Genomic DNA, 25127 nt, shown 5'->3' on the forward strand with positions numbered 1-25127 from the left:
ACACGGATGCCGACGGCGTCACGCTCCACGGGTCTCCCCCGTGTCGCTCAGCGAAGCGAGCCGTGTCATCGCGGCCGTCTCGATCTCCGCGATGCGCCGCAGCATCTCTGCCGCCTCGACCAGTGACTCCGCATCCTGCGTTTCGCCTGCCCGCGCGATCCACTCCGAGACCCGAGCCCACAGGAGCGCGGATTCCGCGAACAGGACCGCGCTCTCACGGATGACGTCGGCATGAGTCTCGTGCACGACGAGTTCCGCACTCTCGGCCAGGAAGTCCCGGTACATGTTGCGGAACAGGGCCCCTCCGGTGCCGGCCCGCTCCATGAGCATGGCGATGACGGGGAGGTCGCGGGCCGGGTCATCGACCCGGTCGAGCCAGGTCGGAACGCGCGTGGCCGTGGTGAGGATGCCGCGATTGCCGAGGTTGGCGATCGGGGGCGCGAGGAACTCCTCGGCGCAGGCGGTGATCGCCGGGACGATCGACTCGCGGATCCGCTCGGGTCGCGCGGCAGCGGTCGGAACATCCACGACGAAGGCGCGGTGCCGTGCGGACATCGGGCCCCGCGCTGCACGAGCACGCGCGAGGCTCTCCAGACTCGTCGAGACCTCACCTCCCTGCTGGGCCGTGTCGACCAGGTACGCCCTGTCGTGGTCGTAGCCGTACATGGCCACGACGTGGCCGGCGAAATGCACCCGAGACCCGAAGTACTCCAGGTCGTGACTGTCGAGCTGTAGACCCACGGGCTTTCCCTGATCGATCTGCGCGCGCAACCGATCCCACGCCTTCCGAGGCGAGGTGGTCTCCTCGACCCGCAGCTCGATTCCCAGGCGCGAGGTCAGGTTCTGGGTGAGCTCGAAGGGCTTCACCCGTCCGCCGAGGAACGGGAGCTCCTGCCGCGCGGAATCCCAGTAGATGAACGACAGACCCGACCCCAGCCCGAACAGCATCGCTTCGGACAGCGAGAGCCCTGCACGCTCCAGCAGCACGCCGAGGGCCGTCGTCTCGCAGTGCAGTCCCCCCGAGGCGTCGATCCCGTCGATGATCGTCGCATCAGCCCGTTCATCCCCGTGCCCCAGCCGCATCTGATCACTCATCGGACACCTGGACTCGCTCCGCGAGCCACGACCTCTCCGCCTCGAGGAGGCTCAGCGAGTAAGAGAAGACCTCGCGCGCAGCCAGAGGCAGAGCACCCTGCGAGCTCTCGGCCGCGATGACGCCGGAGATCCGCTCGTCGATCCAGGCCAGACGTCGCTGCAGCGCATCCGCGTACTCCTGCTCCGGGAGCAGGGCGAGGTTGGCGAGACCGACGAGGGCGGGATGCGCGACGGTTCGTCTCTCGGCGATGAACGCGACAGCGGCTTCTTCCGCCGCGCGCCTGCCCGCTTCTGTCGCGTGGAACACCTTCCTCGATCTGGCGCCGGCCTTGGCGCCCTCGGACTGTATGAGTCCGCGACCCTCCAACTTCGAGAGCACGTAGTAGATCGACGAGAACCCGATGTCGGCCCACCGGCGGATGCCGCGCTGCTCGATCACCTGCTCGAGGTCATAGCCGTGCCGAGGCTGCTCGGCGATGAGCCCCAGGATGGTCAGCTCGGTCGGGGTCAGGTTCATGGCAGTTACTCTAGCACTAGAATAGTGCGTCGCTGGGGACGGCCCAGACGACAACTGATTCGATGCTGACCGCTCGAGATTCAGACGATTCCGGAACCCAGGAGATGGTTGCTGAAGTCGCGGATGTCCGGCATGTCTCCGAACGTTCGGGCGAGTTGCATCGCAGCAGAAAAGTCGGCGTCGGTCACCTCAGCGACGCTCTCCAGAGGGACACCGGCCGGGCCTTCGAGCCCGACGACTGTCACGTTTCGAAGACCAACTTCGGTCATCTCCTCCTGGAGCTCTTGTGGAGTGTGGAAGTGGCCGCCCGGGAAGCGGAGAGAGGGAACCGGCGCGCCGTGTCTCAACAGGTCCAGCCACGCGTCGAGGGAGGCGTCGAGGAGGTCAGGATCGAGGGCCGCCGCGGCGAAAGCCAACAGCCGGGGAATCGCCGCAGCGTGCACGAATCCGCCGGGTCGACACACTCGGCGCGCCTCGTTCAGTGCTTGCAGGCGTTCCTCGCGCTCGGCCAGGTGATAGAGGGGGCCAGCCATGAGAACCGCGTCGAACGAGTCCTCCGGAAAGTCGAGCTGTCGGGCGTCTCCGACCGCAGCGGTGAACGTCCCGATCTGTCGCGCCGCAGCAACCTGGCTCTCAACAGGGTCGATCAACACCACTTGGTACCCGCTGCGTGCCAGCGCGGCCGCGTGAACACCAGTGGCCCCTCCGACATCCAGCACTCGCGCCGGTGCAGGGGTGGCGGCCCGAACGACTTCCTGTGTGCGCTCGAACTCGAGTCGCCCCTGCGCGGACCTCGTGGTCAGCCGTGCATGCTCATCAAAAACACTGCCGTAGTACGCCTGTATCGCAGCATCGATTCTGTCTTGGTCCATGCCTCATCATCCTGCAAGACAGCACCAATCGGCCGCTGCAGTCACGCGGTCCCAGCGAAGCCCTGATCGGCGAGAACGAGAAGGTGGGACACGCTCTCACCTCTCACAGATTTCCGTGATCAAACCGTTGCATTCGTTACCTCGCCGTTATAGAGTGATCGCACGGTGAATGTTTGCTGTGGCATCCACCTCATGTGATTGCAGGACCTCTTGGTGCAAGGGACAAGGGCCGGTCGGAAGCCTCTCCGATCGGCCCTTACTGCGTCCGGTCACGCCGCGACGGATCCGCCTCGTCAGCCGGCGTCGATGAGCGCAGCGAGTCCGTCGAGTGTCCGCGTGAGACCGAACCGCCAGGCCCGCCCGGCATCCCACGCGCTCCCCTGCGCCTCACCCGCGGCCGCTCCGATGCGCGCAGCCCGGGGATAGACCGCGGGGTCGAACGCACGTGCGAGCAGGGGCTGGTTGGCGGCCCACCACTCGGCGTCGGTGAGGGCCGTGTCGGTCGTCGCGCGATCGGCGTCGTGAGCCGCGCGACAGTGCGACTGCACGAACCCGAGCAGGTAGGCGAGAGCCGCATCGACGTCGACGTCGGAGAGACCGGCACCGTCGAACGCCGACAGCTCGTGCTCGTACTTCGCCATCACGCCGGGTCCAAGCGGAGGGCGGCTGAGCGCGGCGACCTCGGTCAGCCACGGATGCGCGGCCAGCAGCATCCGGTTGGACTCCGCCACCGCCTCGAGCCGCTCGCGCCACGACTGCGCACCCCAGTCCGGACGCTCCATCGACAGGTAGAGGGCGTCGACCATGAGGTCGAGCAGCTCCGGCTTTCCGGGGACGTAGGTGTACACCGACATCGTCGACACCCCGACCCGTTCGGCGACGGCGCGCATCGTGACGGCCGCGAGCCCTTCGTCGTCGGCGAGAGCCAGCGCCGCCGCGACGATCTTCGCCGCGGTGATCGACCGGGCCGGCCCCTTGCGAGGTTCGATCGGCTGACCCCACAGGAGGGCGAGCGTCCTGCTCGGCTCACCGGATCCGGTGCGTTCTGACGTCACGGGAATGATCTTGCCACGTCTGCGTTGTACCAGCTACATTGTACGCCGTACAACGTTACCGAAAGGGAGATCCCCATGCAGATCACCTCGTCCGCTCTCTCGCTCAACGTCCCCGACGTCGAGGCCTCCGCCGCCTGGGCGCAGAAGCACCTGGGCTTCTCGGTCGCCATGTCGGCCGACGGGTTCAGCTCCCTCAGCCACCCGCAGGCCGGCTTCCACCTCATCTATCTGCGCACCGGACTCTCCACCTTCAGGCCCGCATCGCAGGCGGGATCGGCATCCGGCCTGCTCGTCGTCTTCACCGTGGACGACATCGACGCGGACTACGCGCGGCTGCGCGAGACGGGCGTCGACATCGTGACACCCATCGAGACCGAGCCGTGGGGAGAGCGTTATTTCCAGATGGCCGACCCGAACGGCGTGATCTATCAGCTCGTGCAGTGGATGACTCCCGAGCACGACCAGGGCTGACCGACCGGGCCGGCCGGACCCTTCCGGTCGGCCCCGCCCGTGTCGGCGGCTCCCAGTACGCTGTTCTCCATGACCGATCGCAAACTCGCTCTCGAGGCATGGGAGAGCCTGTTCCGCGCGCAGCACGAACTGTTCGACGAGATGGTCCAGGACTTCGACGACGCCCACCTCACCCAGGCCGAGTACGACGTGCTGCTCACGGTCACCCGCTCCCCCGAGATGACCTCGCGGCTGCGCGACGTCACGGGCAACATGCTGATCAGTCAGCCCAGCGTCTCCCGTCTGGTCGACCGCATGGTCACCCGCGGTCTCATCGCCAAGTGCCCCGACCCCGACGACGGCCGCGGAGCCCTCATCAGGGCGACGGATGCCGGCGCCAGGGCGTTCCGCGCCCTCGCGACGGTGCACGGCCGCTCGATCGCCGACCGCATGTCGCGCCTCGACGACGACGAGCTCCGCACCCTCCGCGACCTCGCCGAGAAGCTGCGCCGGCGCTGACCTCCTGAGCCGCGCGCACCCGCACGCTTCTTCTCGCCGAACGCCCGACTTCTCGCCGAACGCGCGACGCTTAGACTGAACGACCCTTCAGCGGCCCCCGCGCATTTCTGGCAGGGTGGAACCGAGTGCCGACATCTCCGCGTCGGCATCGCAGACCACCCCCGAGGGGGGCAAAGGGAGGTCATCCATGGAGATCGCCGGAATCGTCGGCATCCTCATCATCGTCGGGATCGCGGTCGTCATCGTCGTCGTCCTGCTCCTGATCCTGCTGCTGTTCGCACGCAGCTGGATCAAGGTCGCCAGGGCTGACGAGGCTCTCGTCATCTCCGGGCGCAAACAGAAGGTGCAACGCGCCATCATCTCGGCCGACGGATCGAGCCGCGCCGAGATGGAGGAGTCCCCCGTCACGGTCATCGTGAACGGCAAGTCGCTCGTCAACCCGATCACGCAGCGCCACGAGATCATCTCCCTGCGCTCGCGGCAGGTGTCGCTCAACGCCGAGGCGCAGTCGCTCGACAGCGTCACCCTCAACGTCGATGGCGTCGCGATCGTGAAGATCGGCTCCGACCCGCTGTACGTGCGCCGCGCCGCCGAGCGCTTCGCCTCGCAGGACAAGGCCATCGAGCAGTTCACCACCGAGCAGCTCGAGGGCGCCCTGCGCGGCATCGTCGCCACGCTCTCGGTCGTCGAGCTCATGCGCGAGCGCAAGAAGTTCTCCGACCAGATCGCCGCCGACGTCTCGCAGGAGCTCGCCGAGCAGGGCCTCATCCTCGACTCGTTCCAGATCAAGGGCATCACCGACAAGGTCGGCTACATCCAGTCGCTCGGCGCCCCCGAGATCCAGGCGAAGCGACAGGCCGCGGAGATCTCGCAGACCAACGCCGACCGTGCGATCAACCAGAAGAACATCGCGAACCAGGAAGCGAACCTGATCGAGCAGACCGCGCTCGACACCAACACCGCGAACGCCAACGCCGGAATCGGCCGGGCCCGCGCCGAGGCCGAGCAGGCCGAGAACCTCACGCGCGCGCAGACCGAGCAGGCAGTGCTCCAGCAGCAGGCCGAGAACAAGCAGGCCCAGCTGGACGCCGACGTCAAGCGCGTCGCCGACGCGCAGCGGTACGAGGCGGAGACCCGCGCACAGGCCGAGCTGTACACGCGCGAGCGTGCGGCGGAGGCCGCGGCGATCGAGCAGGTCAAGCAGGCAGAGGCCCGCACCCGCATCGCTGAGCAGCAGGCCCAGGCCGACCAGGCGAAGGCCGCCGGTGAGGCTGCGGCCGCGATCGCCCGTGCGACCGGTGAGGCCGACGCGCTCCGCGCCCAGGCCGAGGCAGAGGCAGAGGCCCGCCGTCTGCGCGCCAACGCCGAGGCCGACGCCATCCGCGCCGAGGGTGAGGCGCGCGCGGCAGCCGTCGAGGCCGAGGCGAAGGCCATCGCGTCGAACCAGGACGCGTTCCTCTCGCAGCGCGTGCTCGAGACCCTCCCCGCGATCATGGCCGAGTTCGCCAAGGGCTACTCCACCATCGGCAACGTGTCGATCATCGGCGGTTCCGGAGACGGCGCATCGGAACTCGTCGGCGCCGACAGCGCCAAGGCGCTGAAGTCGGTCTTCGACAGCGTCAGCGCGGCGACCGGACTCGACCTCGCGTCGATCATCCAGGGTCAGGCCGTCGGACGCGGGATCGGCGCCGGCGTCGCCGCGGCCACCCCCGCGCCCGCCAAGCGCGAGCCGAAGCCGACCACTCCTCCGCCTCCCGCAGCGGAGTAGTCGAGCAGACACGCAGAAGAGCGGATGCCGCGGCCGGATCGGTCGCGGCATCCGTCGTGTACGGGTCGGGCCGGGCATGACGCCGAGATTCGTCAGCGTTCGCGCCGAGACGACGCACTGGGAATCCGCCGCACCCGGATCTCCGGAGTTCTGGAGAACCGGCGCCCCCGAACCGGCAGACTGGAGGGATGACCTCCGCCGCCTTCGACCTCGCCGCCCTCGGCGCGGGGCTCTCGTTCGCGGCAGCCCTCGGCGCGCTCTCCTCCGCTCTCGACGAGAGCACCGCGGTGGTCGTGAGCGCCCCTCCCGGTACCGGCAAGACCACGCTCGTGCCGCCGCTGCTGGCGAACCGCTCCGCGGGGCGCGTGATCGTCACCCAGCCGCGCCGGGTTGCCGCCCGCTCTGCGGCCCGACGGCTCGCACAGCTCGACGGCACGGCCCTCGGCGGCCGAGTCGGGTTCACGGTGCGCGGCGAGCGCCAGGCCGGGCGGGACACGCGCGTCGAGTTCGTCACCGCCGGAGTGCTGCTGCGGCGGATGCTGGACGACCCCGGCCTCGACGGCGTCGACGCCGTGATCATCGACGAGGTGCACGAGCGCGCGCTGGAGACGGACCTCCTGATCGGCCTGCTCTCCGAGGTCCGCGAGCTCCGAGACGACCTCGCTCTCGTCGCGATGTCGGCCACGCTCGACGCCGACCGCATCGCCGCGGTCATCGGAACGGATGCCGCGCCCGCACCGGTGGTCGATCACGACGTCCCCGCCTTCCCCCTCACCGAGCGCTGGGCTCCGAGCCCGGCCCCGCGTCTCGACGATCGCGGGGTGACATGGGCCTTCCTCGATCACGTCGCACGCACCACTGCATCCGCGGCTCGGGACCTGACCCGTGACGACTCGACAGCCGACGTGCTGGTGTTCGCCCCCGGCGCCCGCGAGGTGTCCGAGATCGCTCGACGCCTCAGAGACGCCGGTGGCGGGTTCGACGTGCGGGAGCTGCACGGGCAGCTGCGCGCGAGCGAGCAGGATGCCGTGATCCGCGGTCGCCGCCCGGAGGAGCCGCCGCGCATCATCGTCACCACCTCGCTCGCGGAGTCCTCGCTCACGGTTCCCGGTGTGCGTCTCGTCGTCGACAGCTGCCTGTCCCGGCATCCGCAGCGCGACGCCTCGCGCGGGATGACCGGGCTGGTCACGTCGGCGGCATCCAGGGCGACCTGCGTGCAGCGCGCCGGACGCGCGAACCGCCAGGGCCCGGGGACCGTGATCCGCTGCGTCGACGAACGCACGTACGCGGCCGCTCCCGCTCGCCCGGCCCCGGAGATCGCGACGAGCGATCTCGCCGATGCCGCGCTGCTGCTCAGCTGCTGGGGGGCGCCGGGCGGGTCGGGCCTGCGCCTGATCGACCCGCTGCCCGCCGACGCTCTGGACGACGCCCTGTCCGTGCTGCGCGGGCTCGGGGCGATCGACGACGACGGCCGCGCCACCGACGACGGCCGTGCACTCGCCCGCATCCCGGCCGACCCGCGGCTCGCCCGCGCCCTCCGCGACGGCGGCCCCCTGGTCGGCAGCCGGCTCGCCGCCGAGGTCGTCGCGCTGCTGGGCGGCGACGTGCGCATCGCGGACTCCGACGTCGCCAGGGCGCTCATCGACCTCCGCGGAGCCCGCGGTCCGGAGGCCCGGAGGTGGAGCAACGACGTAGATCGCCTGCAGCGTCTGGTCGCCCCGGCGCCTGATGCCCGCTCCGGACTCGACGGCGCCGGACTCGTCGTCGCCCTGGCCTTCCCCGAGCGGATCGCCCGCCGCGTCGAGCGGACGGCCGAGGGCGCGACGTACCTGCTGGCATCCGGCACCCGCGCCGGGCTACGCGGCCCCCTGGCATCGGCCGAGTGGCTGGCTGTGGCCGACGTCACGCGCGCGACCGGACGCGCAGCCGCGGGATCCGGCGCCATCGTGCGATCCGCCGCCGTGCTCAGCGAACAGCAGCGTGACGAGGCCGCGAGCCATCTGCTGACCGACCGCGTCGAGGCGGAGTTCGTCGGCGGTCGGGTGCAGGCCCGCCGCGAACGCCGCGTCGGAGCGATCGTGCTCTCCTCCTCCCCGGTGCGCGCGTCGGCGGAGGCCGGGCGCGAGGCGGTCCGTCGGGCGATCGGACGAGACGGTCTGAGCATGTTCACCTGGTCGGATGCCGCCGACGGACTGCGCCGCCGCCTGGCGCTGCTGCATCGCGAGTGCGGGTCGCCCTGGCCTGCCGTCTCCGACGCCGCTCTGCTCGCCACGCTCGACGGGTGGTTCGCGCCGGAGCTCGACGCCTTGGCCGGCGGCGCCCCGACCGCGAGAGTGGACCTGGCCCCCGCCCTCCGCCGCCTGCTGCCCTGGCCGGAGGCCGCGCGGCTGGATGAACTCGCGCCGGAACGTCTCGAGGTGCCCACCGGTTCCCGCATCCGCATCGCCTACCCGCCCATCGACGACCCCGGCGCACGCCCCGTCGTCGCCGTGAAGCTGCAGGAGTGCTTCGGCTGGGCCGAGACCCCGCGGCTCGCCGACGGCAGGGTTCCCGTGCTCTTCCACCTGCTCTCCCCCGCCGGACGCCCGCTCGCGGTGACCGACGATCTCGCGTCGTTCTGGTCGGGTCCGTATGCGCAGGTGCGTGCGGAGATGCGCGGGCGCTACCCCAAGCATCCGTGGCCCGAAGACCCCTGGGATGCCGCGCCGACCAGGCACACCAAGAACCGCGCCGCGCGGTGAGACCGCCCCGACCTCAGCGCGTGCGCCGCCGCAGCGTCAGCGCCGCCAGCACCAGCGCGCCCACCGCGAATGCCGCGACCACGAGCAGCGGCCCGTACACGTCCCATCCCTCGTCACCGGCCGTGACCGCGCCGATCGCATCGATCGCATAGCTCAGCGGCAGCCAGTCCGAGATCGCGTGCAGCACGTCGGGCATCTGATCCCTCGGCATGAAGAGTCCGCCGAGAATGATCTGCGGGAACACCAGCAGCGGCATGAACTGCACCGCCTGGAACTCCGTCTGCGCGAAGGCGCTCGCGAGCAGTCCGAGCGCGGTGCCGAGCAGCGCGTCGACCACGGCGACGAGTCCGAGCTGCCACAGCGGACCCTCGACGTCGAGTCCGCACACCCCGACCGCGAACGACACCGTGATCACGGCCTGCAGCACCGCCATGAGACCGAATGCGAGCGCATAGCCCAGGATGAAGTCGGCCTTGCCGAGCGGGGTGGTCATGAGCCTCTCGAGGGTGCCCGAGCGACGTTCCCGCAGCGTCGTGATCGAGGTGATCAGGAACATCACGATGAACGGAAACAGCGCGAGGATCGCCCCGCCGAAGCGGTCGAAGACGCCGTCCTGGTCGCTGAACAGCCAGGCGAACAGCCCGACCAGCAGGCTCGGCGCGATCAGCATCAGCGCGATGGAGCGCGGATCGTGCCGCAGCTGCCCGAGCACGCGGGCGGCGGTGGCGAGCATCCGCCGGCCGTTCACTCCGACACCTCCCTGCGGCTGCGGCGGCCCGACCCGTGGGCTGCACGGTCCCTCTCGATCAGGGCGAGGAACGCGGCCTCCGGATCGGACGTTCCGGTGTCGTCGAGCAGCGCCCGCGGGGTCGTGTCGGCGATGATCCGTCCATCGCGCATGAGCAGCAGCCGGTCGCAGCGCAGCGCCTCGTCCATGACGTGACTCGACACGATCATCGTCACGCCGCGATCGGCCAGTGCGCGGAACAGCCCCCAGAGCTCGGCCCGGAGGACGGGGTCGAGGCCCACGGTCGGCTCGTCCAGCACGACGAGCTCCGGAGCGCCGATCAGCGCCATCGCGAGAGACACCCGCGTGGACTGCCCACCACTGAGGGACTCGACGAGCTGCCCCGCCTGATCGCGGAGACCGACCTCGTCGATGACGCGGTCGACGTCTCCCTTCGGCGCCCTCAGCAGCGCCGCGAGGTACGACAGGTTCTGCCGCACGGTCAGATCCCCGTAGACCGCGGCCCCCTGCGTCCCATAGGCGACGCGGTCCCGCAGGCGTGCCGAGCCACCGGGCTCGCCGAGCACGGAGACCTCACCCGAGGCGATCCGCTGCACGCCGACGATCGATCTCATCAGCGTCGTCTTGCCGCACCCCGACGGGCCGAGGAGCCCCGTGATCTCTCCCCGCGGGATCGTCAGGTCGATGCCGTCGAACACGCGCGTCCGCCCCCGCCGCACCCGCAGCTGGGTGATCTCGACCGCCGAGTTATTCATCATGTGATGAATTATGCGCCCGGGCGCCGCCGAGGTCAATGGATGTCGTCGACAACGGCGCGGGGCCACAGCATCCGCTCACTGCCGGAAGGGATAGCCAAGAGAGGGGGATGCCGCGGCATCCGTCGCGTCAGTCGAAGAGGTACCGCTGCACCGTCGGTGCGACCCTGGCGACGAGTTCGTCGATCGGAGCCGCGGTCAGCGCGGGGAGCTTCACGACGTAGCGGGCGATGAGGAGCCCCGCCACCTGGGAGGCGACGAGGCTGGCGCGCAGCTGCGCATCGTCGACGCCGAGGGCCTTGGCGATGCGTCCGATCAGCTCGCGCGAGAGGAACCCCGCCAGCAGCGGCGTCGTGAGCTTGCTGCCGATCGCGGTGCGGATGAGCATAACCCCGCGGCGGCGGATCTCCGGCTGTTCGAACGAGTCCAGCAGGTAGCGGATGAGCCGCTCCCCCACCTCGTCCTGCGGGCCGGCGAGGATCGCGGGCACGTCGATGTCGGGCCGGAGCGGGATGCCGACGGCCTCGGCGAACAGATCGGCCTTGGTGCCGAAGTAGTGGTGCACGAGCGCGGAGTCCACCCCGGCGCGCGCGGCGATCGAACGGATCGTGGAGCCGTCGTATCCGTGCTCGCCGAACTCGTCGACCGCCGCCCCGATGATCCGCTCCCGCGAGTCCGTTCCTCCGCGGGGTCGCCCGCGGCGCCGCGGCGCTCTCGACTCGGTCATGCTCGACAGCCTACGACCCGGTGACCGCGCTCCGCCGCCCCGCCGTCGGCACCTGCGTTCAGGTGACCGCGCCCCGCCGTCGGCACCTGCGCTCAGGTGACCGCGCCCCGCCGTCGGCGACCGCGGCCCGCCGCCCGCCGCCGCACATGTGCTCAGGCGAGGAGGTGCCGCAGGTAGCGTTCCGGTGAGTCGAGGAACGACCGCCAGTGGTTCACGAGCTCGAGGTCGTTCCACGCGGCGGGGCGGATGCCCCAGTCACCGACCTCGAGGATCTGCGCACCGGGCAGGGCGGCGAGCACCGGCGAGTGCGTGGCGCACAGCACCTGACCGCCGTCGTCGACGATGCGCTGGAGCACGGCGATGAGCGCGAGCGTCGACTGGAACGACAGCGCCGCCTCGGGCTCGTCGAGACAGTAGAAGCCGGGCTCGTCGAAGCGGCTCTCCAGGATCGCGAGGAACGACTCGCCGTGGCTCATCTCATGGAACGGGATGTCGGGACCCCTCGTCGACGGATTCTCTTCGAGGTACGTGTAGAACGAGTGCATCGTCTCGGCCCGCAGGAAGAAGCCCCAGCGATTGGCCCCCACGCCGCGCTGCAGTCGGATCCAGTCCGACAGCAGCGACTCGGTCGGGCGGGTGCTGTGCATGGCCTGACGGGAACCGCCCTCGGGCGAGAGCCCGTAGGCCACGGCGACCCCCTCGACGATGGTCGACTTGCCGCTGCCGTTCTCGCCCACCAGGAACGTCACTCCTGGAGCGAGGTCGATGCCGTCACGCAGCACCTGCGCGACGGCGGGGATGCTGGTCGGCCACTGCCGGCTCGGCGCCGGAGCGTCGTCGGCGGGGCGCACCGCCACCACCGGCTGCTCGCGGCGACGCCTGCTGCCGGCCTTCCAGATCGACTCCATGCCACCTCCTCCGAGGAGGCTACCCGGAGCCGCTGACATGAGACGGGGACGCCGTCAGCACTCGATGACGTTGACCGCGAGGCCGCCCTCGCTGGTCTCCTTGTACTTCGTCGACATGTCGAGTCCGGTCTGGCGCATGGTCTCGACGACGGCATCCAGGGAGACGTAGTGGCTGCCGTCGCCGCGCAGGGCGAGGCGGGTCGCGGTGACGGCGGTCGACGCCGCGATCGCGTTGCGCTCGATGCAGGGGATCTGCACGAGCCCCCCGATGGGGTCGCACGTGAGCCCGAGATGGTGCTCCATCGCGATCTCCGCGGCGTTCTCGATCTGCCGGTTGGTGCCGCCCATGACGGCGGTGAGCCCGCCGGCGGCCATGGCGCACGCCGATCCGACCTCGGCCTGGCATCCGCCCTCCGCTCCGGAGATCGACGCGTTCGCCTTGAACAGCGACCCCAGAGCGGTCGCGGTGAGCAGGAAGCGGCGGATGCCACGGCGGCGGTTCGCCTCGGCGACGGCGTCAGGGTCTTCGATCGCGCCGACCGCGACGAGCGACGCCTCCGCGCCGAAGCCGAGCAGGGCGCTGCCGACGAGCTCGCCGTAGGGGGTCACCGCGTTGCCCGCGCCGAGACCCGAGTCGGCGAGGAAGCGCCACCAGTACATCGCGACGGCGGGCAGAATGCCTGCCGCACCGTTCGTCGGGGCCGTGACCACGCGTCCGCCGGCGGCGTTCTCCTCGTTCACCGCGAGAGCGAAGGCGCCCAGCCATTCGCCGGGGAGCTCCCGGTGGCCGTCTGCCTCCGAGGCGTCGAGCTGCGCGCGGATCGTCCCAGCGCGACGCTTCACCTTGAGGATGCCGGGGAGGACGCCGTCGGCGTGCAGCCCTGCGTCGACGCATGCGGCCATCGCGTCCCAGATCGCGTCCAGCCCCGCGGCGACCTCCTCCTCGCTGCGCATGGCGGTCTCGTTGAGACGCGCGAGCTCGGCGATCGTGAGCCCGTTCTCGTCGCACAGCGCGAGGAGGGACGCGGCATCCGCATACGAGTACGGCAGGGCGGCGGTGGAGAGCTTCGCCTCCTCGCCGTCGCGGCGGATGAAGCCGCCGCCGATCGAGTAATAGGTCTCCTCCGCGACGGCGCCGCCGTCGGCATCCCAGGCCGTGATGGTCATGGCGTTCGGGTGACCCGGGAGGCGCGTGCGGGGCGCGAAGACGATGTCGTCCTTGCTGAACGCCACCTCGTGCGTGCCGTTCAGGCGGAGCGACGCCCCCGCGGGGAAGTCGGTCCACGCCGAGCGGACGTCGGCGGGGTCGCAGGTCTCCGGGGCGAGTCCGCGGAGACCGGCGACGACGGCATCCGGCGTCCCGTGACCGATGCCGGTGGCGCCGAGCGAGCCGTAGAGCGTGCTGCCGACCCTGGTGACACGGTCGATCGCGTCGGTCGCTCCGAGCCGCCCGGCGAACTCGAGAGCCGCCCGCATCGGGCCGACCGTATGGGAGCTCGAGGGCCCCACTCCGATGGAGAACAGGTCGAAGGCCGAGACGTACGCAGTCACCGTCTCAGCCTACGCCCCGTGCCCTCGGCGGCGGCGTGTCTCCGCGATCCCGACGCGCGTGTACCTCCCCCGGTCGACGCGCGCAAGGCCGTTCCTCTCACCGGCATCCGCACCTAGCGTGAGCCGTTCACGGACGACGAGACGACAGACCACCACGAAGGGACGGCGACGCACATGAGCGCTGCAGACATCAAGAAGACCGGCAAGGCCGCGACGAGATCGCCGCGGTCGTCCACCGCGCGGCGCACGGTGAAGGAGGGAGCCGAGTCGGCGTTCACCGCCTCGGCCGCGCTGACGGACGACCTCCAGCGCGTCCTCGTCGATCTCATCGAGCTCGCGAGCCAGGGCAAGCAGCTGCATTGGAACGTCGTCGGCAGGAACTTCCGCGACACGCACCTGCAGCTCGACGAGATCATCGATGCGGCGCGCGGCTTCGCCGACACGATCGCCGAGCGGATGCGGGCGCTGCACGCGCTCCCCGACGGGAGGAGCGCCGTCGTGGCGAAGAGCACCACGCTCGCCGACGCGCCGCAGGGGGAGATCCTCACCAGCGACGCCATCGATCTGATGACCGCCCGGCTCGACGCGGTCGCCGCGACCTGCCGCGATGTGCACGACGAGGTCGACGAGGAGGATCCGACGAGCGCCGACATGCTGCACGCGATCCTCGAGAGGGTCGAGCAGCTCTCCTGGATGGTCAGCGCGGAGAACCGCACTCCGAAGACGAAGTGACGACGTGCCGGCGGCGGCTGTCACCCGCCGCCTCCGGGCATCGGCGATACTGGGCGGTATGGGCAGGCTGAAGTACGACGGCACCTCGGGGCCGATCCCGATCGACGATGTCACTCTCGCGCACGTGAAGATCGTCATCTCGACGAAGCTGCGGCGTCAGGAGAGCTTCATGCTCACCTGGAGCCCGGAGGGCGACGGGCCGGACGCGCGCATGACCATCTGGATCCATCCGGCGATCCCCCTGCAGTTCGGCTACGACCATGCCGAGATCCCCGCGCTGGATCCGTCGCGCGTGACGGCCATGATGAATCGGCTCAACGCCTCGGGCGAGCTCAACCTCGATCAGCTCGATCTCCCCTGACCCCGCGCCCGCTGCGCCTCAGATCGGCGGAGTGACCGGCACCTCGCCCGACCCCGGCTCCGAGCCGGCCTCCGCAGGCTCCGGCACCAGGTAGAGGCCGCTCGGCGCGTTGGCGGTGAACGCGAGAGCCTCGATCCAGGCCCGGTTGATCGACGGCTGCCTGCTGCCGAAGTACTTGAACACCAGGGCGCTGCCCGGCTGGATCCACACGGTCGTCCGCCCGCCGCCCACGCTCGCGTCCTCACGCCAGCTGAACGGGAACGGCTCGCCCCGACGCAACTTCGCCGTGATCACCAGCTGAAGGTGCGTGAGGGCGCGATCCTCGATCTCGGTCTTGACATCGCCCTCGTAGACGAACTTGCCCATCCGCTGTTCTCCTCGACTCGATGACAGAGGCCCGACGAATGCTGTCGGACCAAACCCTCTCTGCGTAGCGTAGAACGCATGGGCATGTTCTATTACGGCAACGCCGACGATCCGATCCACATCGACGACCTCGCCCTGGCGCACCTCAAGGTGGTCGTGGCGACCAAGCTCCGTCGCAACGAGAGCTTCACCCTGTCGTGGGCGCACCCGGAGGGCGACGTCCCCGGTCGCTCGACGATCTGGCTGCATCCGTCGATCCCGCTGCGGTTCGTGTTCGACGATCCCACTCCCCCTCCGCTGCAGCCGGAGTGGATCGCGGCGATGGCGAACTCCGCGAACTCCTCCGGCGGGATCGTCCTCGTCACGGCCGACATGATCTCCAGCGAAGATGGGATCACTGCGGAGGACTGAAGTCAACCCCCTGCGCCACAGCATCCGCGTCTGCCTAGCCTGAGGGCCGACACGGAGGAGGTGCGGTCCATGGACGCACGAGACGACCGCGGTGCAGACGACGCCGGCATTCCCGACGACGAGCGGTACGTTCCCACGACCACCCACGCGGAGTGGGGAGCAGGGTCGCCGCGCCTGCGCATCACCCGCGACGACGACCGCGCCGAGTACGCGATCGAGTCCGACCTGGTGCGGATCGGCTCGGCCGACGACAGCGACCTGCGCCTCGCCGACACCGAGCCGCTGCACGCCACCATCACGCACGACGAGCGCGACGAGTACGTCCTCGAGCTGCACGGGGAGGGCGAGATGAACGCGAGCCCCGGCACGGATGCCACGCACGGAGGCGCCCGCACGGAGACGCTCCGCACCGGAGCCCGGTTCACCGCCGGACCGTGGACCCTCGTGTTCGCCCGCGAGGAGTTCGCCGACCACGGACGCCCGTATGGAGGGCGAGAGGGCGGCGAGTACTCCGATCAGCCCGTGCAGCCCCCGCGGCCGGACTACTCGGACGGCCCGCAGCGGGAGCCGCGCACCGACGCCTGACACGGCATCCGCGGATCACGGCGCATCGCAGGACATCAGGACGAACGATCGAGACGAGAGGGAAGACGATGACCACCGCACGAGAGATCATGACCCCCAGCCCGCGCTGCATCGGCGAGAACGACTCGCTGCAGATCGCCGCGACACTGATGGCCCAGCTGGATGTCGGCGCGCTGCCGATCTGCGGGGAGGACAGCAGGCTGAAGGGGATGCTCACCGACCGCGACATCGTCGTCGGCGCGATCGCCGCAGGCCTCGACCCGGACACCACGCCCGCCGGTGCGCTCGCCAAGGGCAAGCCCGTGACGGTCGCCGCCGACGATGACGTGCGCGTGGCCCTCGACCTCATGCGGGAGCATCAGATCCGCCGTCTTCCCGTGATCGAGGATCACCTGCTGGTCGGCATCCTGAGCCAGGCGGACGTGGCGCTGTCGCTGTCGGCGGCCGCGACCGGCGCGACCGTCGCCGACATCAGCCGCTGACGTCCCGCCCGCTCCGAGCCCGCTCCGGTCGCGAAAGATCGCGCTCCGGGGGAACCTGAGCGGGATCTTTCGCGACGGGAGCTGGTGGAGCGCCGGGCTACTCGACGAGCTTGCCCTTCGTGTCGACCTCGCGCATCAGCTCCGCGATCTCGGCGGGGATCGGCGGGATCTCCTCGCGCGTGATGCCGTCGCGCGGGCTCCAGACGAGGTTGACCTGCAGCGTCGGGTCGGTGTCGGGGAAGTCGCTGCGGTTGTGGCATCCGCGGGTCTCGCGACGCTCCAGCGCGGCCTCCAACGTCGCGCGCGCCGCCAGCGCCGAGGCCTTGAGGTCGAAGGCGTGAGCGAGGTCCTGGAACCCGGCGATGTCGGGGTGGATGCCGACGTCCTCCATGCGCCCCTCGATGAGGTCGAGCTCCGCGAGTCCGGTGCGGAGCCCCTCCTCCGAGCGGACCACCCCGGCGTAGGCGGTCATGGTGTCGCGGATCGCGCGCTGCAGGGCGCGCACGTTCTCCCGCCCGTCCGTGGCGAGGAGGTCGTCGATCTCGGCCCGGGCCTGCGCCACGGCATCCGCCGAGCGGCGCTGGGCGTCGAGGCCTGCGGCGTGCGCCATCGCGGCCTGTCCAACGATCCGCCCGTACACGAGCAGCTCGATGAGCGAGTTGCCGCCGAGGCGGTTCGCTCCGTGCAGACCGCTGGAGGCCTCGCCGATCGCGTACAGCCCGTCGACGTCGGTCTGGTGATCCTCCGGCCGCACCCACACGCCGCCCATGGAGTAGTGGGCCGTCGGGGCGATCTCGATCGGGTCGGTCGTGATGTCGAGCATCTGCAGCTCCATCATCGTCTGGTAGACCCGGGGCAGCCTCGTCATGATCGTCTCGCGGGGCAGGTGCGAGACGTCGAGCCAGACGCCGCCGTTCTCGGTGCCCCGCCCCTCGGCGATCTCGGTGTACGCGGCGAGCGCGACACGGTCGCGGGTGGATAGCTCCATCCGCTCCGGGTCGTACTTCGGCATGAAGCGCTCGCCGAGCGCGTTGCGCAGGACACCGCCCTCGCCGCGGGCGGCCTCGGAGATGAGGGTGCCCGCCGCGTTCTCCGGCTCGATGATGCCGGACGGATGGAACTGCACGAGCTCGGGGTCGCGCAGCCGTGCGCCCGCGTCGACCGCGAGACGGAAGGAGTCTCCGGTGTTCTCGTCGCGGCGGGAGGAGGTGCGGCGCCAGATGCGGTTGTGTCCACCGGCGGCGAGGATCACGGCATCCGCGTGGATCAGGTACCGCGTGCCGTCGGCCTGGTCGAATCCGTAGGCGCCGAACACGACGTTGTCGCGCACGAGGAGCCGCGTGATGTAGACGCCGTCGAGGATCGGCACGTCGAGCTGCTCGGCCCGCCGCACGAGGGTGCGCTGGATCTCGAGGCCCGTGTAGTCGCCGGCGAAGGCGGTGCGTCGGAAGGTGTGCGCGCCGAAGAAGCGCTGCGAGATGCGCCCGTCGTCTTCACGGGCGAAGTCCATGCCCCAGCGCTCGAGGTCGCGGATGCCGCGCTCGGCGCCCTGGGTCACGATCTCGACCGTGTGCGGGTTGGCGAGCAGGTAGCTCTCCGTGATCGTGTCGGCGGCGTGCTGCTGCCAGCTGTCCTCGGCATCCATCGTGCCGAGGGCCGCGTTGATGCCGCCGGCGGCGAGCGATGTGTGCGCGTCGTTCCGCGGTCGTTTGCCGACGGCGACGACGTCGACGCCGTGCTCGGCGATCTCGATCGCCGCTCGCAGCCCCGATCCGCCCGTGCCGATGACGAGGACGGTGGTGGAGATCTGACGTTCGCGTGTGCTCATGTCGGCCACGCTAGTTAGGGTTGCCTAATAACTCCAATGCATAGTTCGAGTCAGAATCATGCGGCTAAGCTATGGCCATGAACCTGGAGCAGCTGCGCGGTTTCGTGGAGGTGGCCCGGCTCGGGCACTTCACCAGAGCCTCCGAGAGCCTGCACCTGGCGCAGCCCTCGCTGAGCCGGCAGATCTCCACTCTCGAGCGCGAGCTCGGGGCCGAGCTGTTCCACCGGGCACGCGGACACATCGCCCTCACCGCCGCCGGAGAGACCCTGCTCCCCCGGGCGCAGCGGATGCTCGCCGAGGCCGACGCCATCCGCGAGGAGATGGGCGAGCTGGCCGGGCTCCGCCGCGGACGCGTGCGCCTCGGGGCTCCGCCGACCCTGTGCATCAGCCTCGTCGCCGAGGCCCTCAGCGCGTTCCACTCCTCCTACCCCGACGTCGACCTCCATCTCACCGAGAGCGGCTCCCGCCTGCTCGTCGAGCAGCTCGCCGTGGGCGCTGTCGACATCGCCCTCATCACCGAGTCGACGGCGCAGCCTGTCCCGGGGGTGAGCCTCACCCGCACCCCCCTGCTCGCCGAGGAGCTGGTGGTCGTGTCATCCGCCGCCCATCCCCCGATCGCCGAGGATGCGGTGATCGACATCCACCGGCTGTCCACGCTGCCGCTCATCGTGTTCGACGACAGCTACTCCCTGCGGACGACGACGGATGCCGCCTTCCGCGCCGCCGACCTCACCCCGAACGTCGTGCTGGAGGGGGCGGAGATGGATGCCGTGCTCCGCTTCGTCGAGCGCGGAGTCGGCGTCGCCGTGGTGCCCGCCATGGTGCTGCTCGATCGACCCGAGCTGCGGTCGGTCCGCTTCGCGCACCCCTCGATGACGCGCACGATCAGCCTCGCCCACCGCTCGGATGTGACACCTGCGCTCGCGGTGGCGGCGATGCGCCACGCGATCATCTCCACGGCGACCGAGGTCGCCCGCCGCGACCCCGCCATCACGAGCCTGCTCTAGCCGTCGCGGCCGTGCGGTCGGTGGGCCCGCACGGCCCGCTGTCCCGGCATCCGCGCACCCAGGCGCCCAACCGTCGCGAACGGCGGTTTCCCTCGCGGAGAATCCGCCATCCTCGACGACTCGACACCGCTCGCACGAGGCGCCCCTCGCCCGAGAGGCTTCAGCGCGAAACCCGGGGTCAGGCGTCTTCCGGGAGCCCGACCTTCGCCTTGGCCCAGGAGCGGCCCCTGGTGTCCTTGAGGATGTCGTACTCGACGTCGACGTGCGGCTCGATCGCGCTGTACTTGTCGTTCGGCGCACCGATGACGAGCTGGAACCCGAGCCCGCGCCACGCGCCGATCGCCCGCTTCGTGAAGTGCGCGTCGGCCTTGATGAGCGCCTCGTCCATGAACACCGGCGCGTAACGAGGACGCGGGGCGCCGGCGTCGCCGAGCTGGTAGCGCAGCGCGGCGCCGACGATGAACGCCACGAGCTCCTGCGACTCGCCTCCGGACTTCTCCCCGATGTGGTCGTAGAGGGCGACGTGCTCTCGCGTGACGGCGTGGATGCGCTCGGCGCTCACCCGCACGTGGTTGCGCACGTCGATGAGCTCCGCGAAGTCCGGAGCGGTGCGCCGCATCCGCCCGATGAGACGGCTCATCCTGCGGTAGACGGCATCGCGCTCGGCATCCGTGGAGGCGGCCTCGATCAGCTGCCTGACCTCGCGGAGCTCCCTGAGGAATCGCTTACGCGCCTCGGACTGGTTCTCCCGCGGCGCGATCTGCAGCCGGTGATCGTCGTCGTAGAAGGGCAGCTCGGCCATGATCCGGTTGATCGGCTCGATGCGGTCCTTGATCTCGCGACGGGAACGGGCGAGCGTGGAGTCGAGGCTCGTGAGGTCGTTGCCGGAGAGCTTGAGGAGACTGTCCCGCCACTCGATCTCGAGCTCGTGCAACCCGTTGGTCTGCAGCGCCTCCAGGATGCTCTCGAACTCGGCGACCGATTCGTCGGGGTCGGGGAGGATCGTGAGGTCGTTCCAGCGCTCCAGGAAGCCCGTCATGAGCCGGCGCATGCTCTCGCGCTGCTCGTCGTAGGCCTCCGCGGCGGCACGACGATCCTCGAGCAGACGCTGAGCGGCGGTGCGCAGGGCGGTGTCGAGGTGCGCGAGCCGCTGCGCAGCCGTGGGGCTCGCCGCGTCGACGAGCAGGAAGCGGGAGTCGAGGAAGGACGCATGTCCGTCTTCCAGCGCGATGCCGCCGGCGTCGGCAGCATCGATGACGCTCTGGCAGGCGTCGACCTCGTCCGTGACCTGAGCCCAGTGCGCCTGCGCCTGCTCCAGGTCGCTCGTCAGCCGAGCCTCCTCCTGGCGGAGACGACCGGCGCGGACCTTCAGCTCATCGGCCTGCCGCGTGAGCTGCGCGATCTCGGGGTTGCCCTCGGTGACCTCCGCCTCGACGGCGAGCCAGCGCGTGCGCTCCGCCTCGACCGCGGCGACGTCGATCTGCTCCCAGGTGAGATCCTCGATCCTCGCGAACGCCTTCGAGCGCGCCTCGATCCGGTCGAGCGCGGTCTCGGCATCCTGCGCCGCCGACGCCGCATCCTCGTACCGGGAGGCGAGCTCCTGCAATTGCTCGTCGAGCTCGCGCAGCCGACGGTCGTTCGTGAAGCCGAGCAGGTTGCCGCGGCCCTGCCCGCCGTGCGCGCCGCGGCTGCCCTGCGACACCTGTCCGGTGATCGTGAGCGCCTTCTGGTGGTCGCCGAGCTGCGTCGAGGAGTCGACGCAGGCGTACCCGAAGCGCTCCTGCAGACGCTGCTGCAGCCATCCGGTGAACGGGCTCTTCTGGTGGTCGAGGCGACCGGGGAGCGTCTTCGCGTCTGCGGCGCGCAGCTCGGCCAGCCCGGTGTGCACGCCCTCGTAGTTCAGCCGCTCCGGAGTGCGGATGCCGTTGATCGCCGCGCGGAAGCCGTCGAGCTGAGCGACGTCGATCAGGAGGGTCCTCGCGAAGCCGCCGAGGGCGAGGTTGAACGCCTCGCGCCAGGGCTCGAACTCGGTGCGCACCTCGACGAGCTCGCCGACGAAGGGCAGCTCGCTCGGATCGAGCCCGGCCGCCTCCGCCAGCATGTTGCGGGACTCGTCCAGGTGCGCGGGGATGCTGCTGCGCATCCGGCTCGTGCGGTCCCGCTCGCCCTGCGCGCGATCCAGCTCGGACTTCGCCGTTCGACGCGCGGTCTCGGCGTCGGCGAACTCGGCACGCAGGTCGCGCACCGACGCGCCGGGCCCCGCGCTGCGAGCTCCCTTCACGAGAGCCTCGAAGTCCGTCGCAGACGTCACGTCGGCGCCGAGCTCCTTCGCGACGAGGTCGAAGCGCTCGCGCTCGCGGCGCACCTCCTCCAGGCGACGCTCGGCGACCCTGAGCTCGCGCTGCGCCGTCTCCAGCCGGTCTCCGCCCGACTGGCGCAGCACGTCGAGAAGACCCTCGCGCTCCACGTCAGCCGCCTCGACGAGCGCGCGCTTCTCCCGGACGGAGAGCTGCAGCGAACGCGTGCGGTCGCCCAGCTCCGTCTCGACCTCGCGCAGCAGACCGAGGCGACGCTCGGCGCTCCACAGCGCGGCGAGAGACGACGGCTCGGAGAACACGCCCACCTCGTCGATCACGCGCACGCGCTCGGCTGCCGCCGCTATCCGCTCCTTGATGCCGCGGATCGGCTCGAGCGCGCTCACCTGCTGCTTCGCGGTGAGCATGCGCGTGCGCGTGCTCTCGAGTTCGTCGAAGTGCGCGACCACGGCATCCGCCGTCGCCATCGTCTCCGGCTCTTCGAGCACGAGCTTCTTGTAGAGGTCGTCGACCGTGGTGATCTGCTGACCAGCCTGGATCCGCGCGAGGAGGCTGATCGCCTTCGCACCGGAGCCCGCGGCGCCGATGCCGAGCACGGCGTGCAGGCGCGCGGAGAACTCGCGATCGGTGGCGAGGGTCTCCAGCCCGGCGTCGCGGACGGCGGCGTCGGAGAGGCGCTGCGCCGCGGCCTGCTCCAGCCGCGCCAGATCGAACGGGCCGTTCACGGTGGCGCGCACGCGGACGGTGTCTTCGAGGACGCGCGCGTCGGCGGGGATGTACCACGCACGCACCGCCGTGAATCGGGTCCCGTCGTGGTCGAGCCACGTCGTCGCGATCGCGCTCCAGGTGTCTTCGCCGTCTCCGCGGAGGACCCGCAGCTTCGTGCCGTCCTCCGTGCGTGACTCGTCGATCTTGCCTCGGCCGTAGGACAGGATGTTCCGCTGCTCGTCGCCACGCGGGCGGCCGGTGACGCCGCCGTTCGATGCGCCGTTGAAGGGCGTCGTGTGCGGCATCATGAGCGCGATGTAGGCGTCCATCAGCGTGGACTTGCCCGACCCCGATCCGCCGCAGAGCAGGGTCGCGTAGGGCGAGAACCGCACACGGTGCGGTCCGCCGTCGTATCCGCCCCAGTTGATCAGCTGCAGGTCTTCGGCGACCCACTGCTGCCCCCGCGAACCGGCGGGGATGAGTCCGAAGAGCGTGTCCACCATCGTCATCGCGCGACGACCTCCTGCGATCGCAGCCATTCTCGAAGCTCCTTGAGCGTCTCCGCGCTGAGGACGACTTCGACGAGGGCGCTGATCCGGTAGCGCCCGCTGGTCTCCTCGTGCACGATGCCCTCTCGGTCGAGGCGATCCAGGGCGTTCCTGATCGCCTTCTGCTGCCTGGCCGTGCTGCCCTCGACCTCGGTGAAGTAGCTCAGCACGGTCTGCTCGACGTCCTCGACATCGATGCGGACGGATGCCTCGCCCGCGGCCGACTCGCGCTGATAGACCGTGCGCAGATGCACGAGCACCAGGGTCTCGGCGCGCGAGTACGGGGTGTCCTTGAGGAGGACGGGCATGTCGATCTCGTCGGAACGCAACTGCTGCTTGTAGGCGAAACCGCGGCCGTGGTCGACGACCAGACGGAGGTACAGGTCGTTCAGGCGCGACTCGATCACCTGCTGGTGGTCGAGCAGCAGCGTCCACTCCCGGCGGTTGCGCTCGGCGGCGATGAACCGGCGCTGGAGGATGTGCACGAGCACCCGTCGGATCTCGGGATCGAGCGTTCCGCGGTCGCCCGGGAAGTGCTCCTCGATGTCGTCTTCCATCGCGACCGGGGAGATGAACGGATCATCGACCGGCGCCGCCGTCTCGAAGTCTTCGTCAGTCATGTGCTTCTTCCTTCGTGGTGCGCGCCGTGACCGCACCGAACGCGAACCGTCGCGTGGTGCCGTCCGGACGCAGGGCGACGACCACCGACACGTCGTCACCCTCGCTCATGCCGTTGCGATGGGCGATCTCGAGCAGGCCGAGGAGGTCGACGGGGCGACGGGTGTCGTCTGCGGCGTGCGCGAACGCCGTGCCGAGGTCGAACTCCTCCCCGAGGCCGGCGACGTACTCCTCCAGCTCCGCGTACCGCGGCCCGCCCCAGGCCCTGGTGTCGGCGTCGACGAACTCGACGTCGACGGCATCCGCGAGCGGAGCCGGCGCTCCGGGCGGGCGGACATCGCTCGAGGTCTGCCGGAGGTGGCCGAGATCGACGAGCGGCATGCTGCGCACCGGCTCGGCGACGGACCCCGCACCGCTCCATGCGTGGAGGCCGGCGATGACGTCGCGCAGAAGGTCGTCGATCTGGCGGTCCCGCAGGGGGTCGTGGGTCTTCACCTGTCCTGTGATGACGTGGGATGCGCGGCGCTGCGCCGCCAGCACCTCCTCGACGCCCAGCTCGACCCGTCGGCCGATCGCGTCGAGCTCGGCGCGACGGCTCCCGTCGAGCATCCGCGCGAACGGCTGCCGGAGCAGGGTGTGGAGCTGGTCATTGAGCGCGTCGATGCGCTCCGGGTCGCCGATCAGCCGCAGCGCGCCGGAGAAGGCGCGCCCCTCGGGGGTCGACTGCATGACGTCCTGCGCACGCTGCAGGTACTCGCGGAGCACCTCGCCCGTCGGCCGTTCGTCACGGCGCAGATGGGCGACGACGTCGCGCTGCATCGCCTTGAGCGACTCCGCCACGCGGGTGAAGTCGGCCGGCAGCTCGCGCGCCAGGTGGAGGACGTTCTCAGCCTCTTCGAGCAGTTCCTCGTCGTCGAGGGGGTCGGCATGGCCGGACTCCTCGATCCGCGCGATCTCCGCGTCGAGCAGGGCCCGCTCCTCGTGGAGGCGGGCGAGACGACGTGCGGGGTCGGCCTCGGCACTGTCGGCCAGGTGCTCGACAGCCTCGAGGAGGGTCCGCACACGGGAGTTGGAGACGCGAGTGCGTCCGCCGCCCGTTCGCCCGGCGATCTCCAGCGCCTCCACCGCGTGTGCGGAGAGACGGTACACCTCGACGTCGTCGTCGATCTGCTGCACGAGCCAGCCCAGGCGGACCCAGTGCCGGCACACGTCGCGACCGCTGCCCGCAGGAACCCGGCGGTCGTCTTCGTCGTAGCCCGCCGCCCTCAGCTCATCGAGCACCTCGGTCAGCTCGGCATGGGCTTCGGCGATCGGGACGGAGGCGCGATCCGCCGTGAACAGGATCGAGAGGGAGGCGACGACGAACGGCGCGAATCGGCCGTGGAGAAGGTCGAGGGTCGGCGTGCTGAACGCCGTGACAGCGCGGGAGTACGCGGCCTCGGCTCGGGATGCAGTCACAC

The 25127-nt window shown here is 70.4% G+C and carries 24 protein-coding genes; 10 read left to right on the top strand and 14 right to left on the bottom strand.

Annotated elements, in window-relative coordinates:
- Nucleotides 1–18: 18 nt before the first annotated feature.
- The 4 genes from LC438_RS15430 to LC438_RS15445 form a co-directional block, all read right to left on the bottom strand.
- Entirely contained in the window at nucleotides 19–1095 is a 1077-nt protein-coding gene (locus LC438_RS15430) for a BtrH N-terminal domain-containing protein (RefSeq protein ID WP_223587097.1), read from the bottom strand.
- On the bottom strand, nucleotides 1088–1612 hold the full coding sequence (locus LC438_RS15435; protein WP_223587098.1) for a PadR family transcriptional regulator: 525 nt from the start codon (nucleotides 1610–1612) through the stop codon (nucleotides 1088–1090). The genes LC438_RS15430 and LC438_RS15435 overlap by 8 nt, the downstream gene beginning before the upstream one ends.
- A gap of 80 nt (nucleotides 1613–1692) precedes the next feature.
- On the bottom strand, nucleotides 1693–2484 hold the full coding sequence (locus LC438_RS15440) for a class I SAM-dependent methyltransferase (protein WP_223587099.1): 792 nt from the start codon (nucleotides 2482–2484) through the stop codon (nucleotides 1693–1695).
- Between the two features lie 293 nt (nucleotides 2485–2777).
- Entirely contained in the window at nucleotides 2778–3539 is a 762-nt protein-coding gene (locus LC438_RS15445; RefSeq protein ID WP_105674726.1) for a TetR/AcrR family transcriptional regulator, read from the bottom strand.
- A gap of 75 nt (nucleotides 3540–3614) precedes the next feature.
- On the opposite strand from LC438_RS15445, the gene LC438_RS15450 reads away from it, so the two are divergent.
- From LC438_RS15450 to hrpB, 4 genes are all read left to right on the top strand, one after another.
- On the top strand, nucleotides 3615–4010 hold the full coding sequence (locus tag LC438_RS15450; RefSeq protein ID WP_105674728.1) for a VOC family protein: 396 nt from the start codon (nucleotides 3615–3617) through the stop codon (nucleotides 4008–4010).
- A 69-nt stretch (nucleotides 4011–4079) separates the two neighbouring features.
- Nucleotides 4080–4508, top strand: coding sequence for a MarR family winged helix-turn-helix transcriptional regulator (locus tag LC438_RS15455; protein WP_105674730.1), 429 nt, complete (start codon nucleotides 4080–4082; stop codon nucleotides 4506–4508).
- 187 nt (nucleotides 4509–4695) lie between these two features.
- The gene (locus tag LC438_RS15460) at nucleotides 4696–6276 is read left to right on the top strand and encodes a flotillin family protein (RefSeq protein WP_223587100.1); all 1581 of its coding nucleotides are present in this window, start codon (nucleotides 4696–4698) and stop codon (nucleotides 6274–6276) included.
- 188 nt (nucleotides 6277–6464) lie between these two features.
- The gene (hrpB, locus tag LC438_RS15465) at nucleotides 6465–9017 is read left to right on the top strand and encodes an ATP-dependent helicase HrpB (protein ID WP_223587101.1); all 2553 of its coding nucleotides are present in this window, start codon (nucleotides 6465–6467) and stop codon (nucleotides 9015–9017) included.
- A gap of 13 nt (nucleotides 9018–9030) precedes the next feature.
- On the opposite strand, the gene LC438_RS15470 is transcribed toward hrpB, so the two are convergent.
- The 5 genes from LC438_RS15470 to LC438_RS15490 all read right to left on the bottom strand — a co-directional run bounded on the left by LC438_RS15470 (nucleotide 9031) and on the right by LC438_RS15490 (nucleotide 13706).
- The gene (locus LC438_RS15470) at nucleotides 9031–9765 is read right to left on the bottom strand and encodes an ABC transporter permease (RefSeq protein ID WP_181155897.1); all 735 of its coding nucleotides are present in this window, start codon (nucleotides 9763–9765) and stop codon (nucleotides 9031–9033) included.
- Nucleotides 9762–10523 (bottom strand): ABC transporter ATP-binding protein, encoded by a 762-nt coding sequence (locus tag LC438_RS15475; protein WP_223587102.1) that lies wholly within the window; start codon nucleotides 10521–10523, stop codon nucleotides 9762–9764. The genes LC438_RS15470 and LC438_RS15475 overlap by 4 nt, the downstream gene beginning before the upstream one ends.
- 127 nt (nucleotides 10524–10650) lie before the next feature.
- Complete coding sequence (locus LC438_RS15480) at nucleotides 10651–11247, bottom strand: TetR family transcriptional regulator (RefSeq protein ID WP_223587103.1); 597 nt, start codon at nucleotides 11245–11247, stop codon at nucleotides 10651–10653.
- Nucleotides 11248–11399: 152 nt separating this feature from the next.
- Nucleotides 11400–12155, bottom strand: a complete 756-nt coding sequence (locus LC438_RS15485; protein WP_223587104.1) for an AAA family ATPase — start codon at nucleotides 12153–12155, stop codon at nucleotides 11400–11402.
- Nucleotides 12156–12209: 54 nt separating this feature from the next.
- Nucleotides 12210–13706, bottom strand: coding sequence for an L-serine ammonia-lyase, iron-sulfur-dependent, subunit alpha (locus LC438_RS15490; RefSeq protein ID WP_223587105.1), 1497 nt, complete (start codon nucleotides 13704–13706; stop codon nucleotides 12210–12212).
- A 174-nt stretch (nucleotides 13707–13880) separates the two neighbouring features.
- Here LC438_RS15490 and LC438_RS15495 point away from each other — a divergent pair, with 174 nt between their 5' ends.
- Both LC438_RS15495 and LC438_RS15500 read left to right on the top strand, forming a co-directional pair.
- The gene (locus LC438_RS15495; RefSeq protein WP_223587106.1) at nucleotides 13881–14438 is read left to right on the top strand and encodes a Dps family protein; all 558 of its coding nucleotides are present in this window, start codon (nucleotides 13881–13883) and stop codon (nucleotides 14436–14438) included.
- 58 nt (nucleotides 14439–14496) lie between these two features.
- Nucleotides 14497–14799 (top strand): hypothetical protein, encoded by a 303-nt coding sequence (locus tag LC438_RS15500; RefSeq protein ID WP_105674746.1) that lies wholly within the window; start codon nucleotides 14497–14499, stop codon nucleotides 14797–14799.
- 18 nt (nucleotides 14800–14817) lie between these two features.
- On the opposite strand, the gene LC438_RS15505 is transcribed toward LC438_RS15500, so the two are convergent.
- The gene (locus LC438_RS15505; protein ID WP_105674748.1) at nucleotides 14818–15165 is read right to left on the bottom strand and encodes an ATP-dependent DNA ligase; all 348 of its coding nucleotides are present in this window, start codon (nucleotides 15163–15165) and stop codon (nucleotides 14818–14820) included.
- A gap of 78 nt (nucleotides 15166–15243) precedes the next feature.
- On the opposite strand from LC438_RS15505, the gene LC438_RS15510 reads away from it, so the two are divergent.
- The 3 genes from LC438_RS15510 to LC438_RS15520 all read left to right on the top strand — a co-directional run bounded on the left by LC438_RS15510 (nucleotide 15244) and on the right by LC438_RS15520 (nucleotide 16643).
- The gene (locus LC438_RS15510) at nucleotides 15244–15576 is read left to right on the top strand and encodes a hypothetical protein (RefSeq protein WP_105674750.1); all 333 of its coding nucleotides are present in this window, start codon (nucleotides 15244–15246) and stop codon (nucleotides 15574–15576) included.
- A 69-nt stretch (nucleotides 15577–15645) separates the two neighbouring features.
- Nucleotides 15646–16161 (top strand): FHA domain-containing protein, encoded by a 516-nt coding sequence (locus tag LC438_RS15515; protein WP_223587107.1) that lies wholly within the window; start codon nucleotides 15646–15648, stop codon nucleotides 16159–16161.
- A gap of 68 nt (nucleotides 16162–16229) precedes the next feature.
- On the top strand, nucleotides 16230–16643 hold the full coding sequence (locus tag LC438_RS15520; RefSeq protein ID WP_105674754.1) for a CBS domain-containing protein: 414 nt from the start codon (nucleotides 16230–16232) through the stop codon (nucleotides 16641–16643).
- A gap of 97 nt (nucleotides 16644–16740) precedes the next feature.
- Here the strand turns inward: LC438_RS15520 and LC438_RS15525 are convergent, their stop codons facing one another.
- On the bottom strand, nucleotides 16741–18471 hold the full coding sequence (locus LC438_RS15525; protein ID WP_223587108.1) for an L-aspartate oxidase: 1731 nt from the start codon (nucleotides 18469–18471) through the stop codon (nucleotides 16741–16743).
- A gap of 77 nt (nucleotides 18472–18548) precedes the next feature.
- Between LC438_RS15525 and LC438_RS15530 the strand changes: the two genes are divergently transcribed.
- Entirely contained in the window at nucleotides 18549–19478 is a 930-nt protein-coding gene (locus LC438_RS15530) for a LysR family transcriptional regulator (protein ID WP_105674891.1), read from the top strand.
- 178 nt (nucleotides 19479–19656) lie between these two features.
- Here the strand turns inward: LC438_RS15530 and LC438_RS15535 are convergent, their stop codons facing one another.
- The 3 genes from LC438_RS15535 to LC438_RS15545 are packed head-to-tail and all read right to left on the bottom strand — an operon-like array spanning nucleotide 19657 to nucleotide 25125.
- Nucleotides 19657–23010, bottom strand: a complete 3354-nt coding sequence (locus tag LC438_RS15535) for an ATP-binding protein (RefSeq protein WP_223587481.1) — start codon at nucleotides 23008–23010, stop codon at nucleotides 19657–19659.
- Complete coding sequence (locus LC438_RS15540; RefSeq protein ID WP_223587109.1) at nucleotides 23007–23669, bottom strand: DUF4194 domain-containing protein; 663 nt, start codon at nucleotides 23667–23669, stop codon at nucleotides 23007–23009. Before LC438_RS15540 ends, LC438_RS15535 begins: the two co-directional genes overlap by 4 nt.
- Entirely contained in the window at nucleotides 23662–25125 is a 1464-nt protein-coding gene (locus tag LC438_RS15545) for a DUF3375 domain-containing protein (RefSeq protein ID WP_223587110.1), read from the bottom strand. The genes LC438_RS15540 and LC438_RS15545 overlap by 8 nt, the downstream gene beginning before the upstream one ends.
- Nucleotides 25126–25127: the final 2 nt, after the last annotated feature.

The sequence above is a fragment of the Microbacterium sp. OVT16B genome (genome assembly GCF_019969705.1).
Classification (GTDB): Bacteria; Actinomycetota; Actinomycetes; order Actinomycetales; family Microbacteriaceae; genus Microbacterium; species Microbacterium natoriense.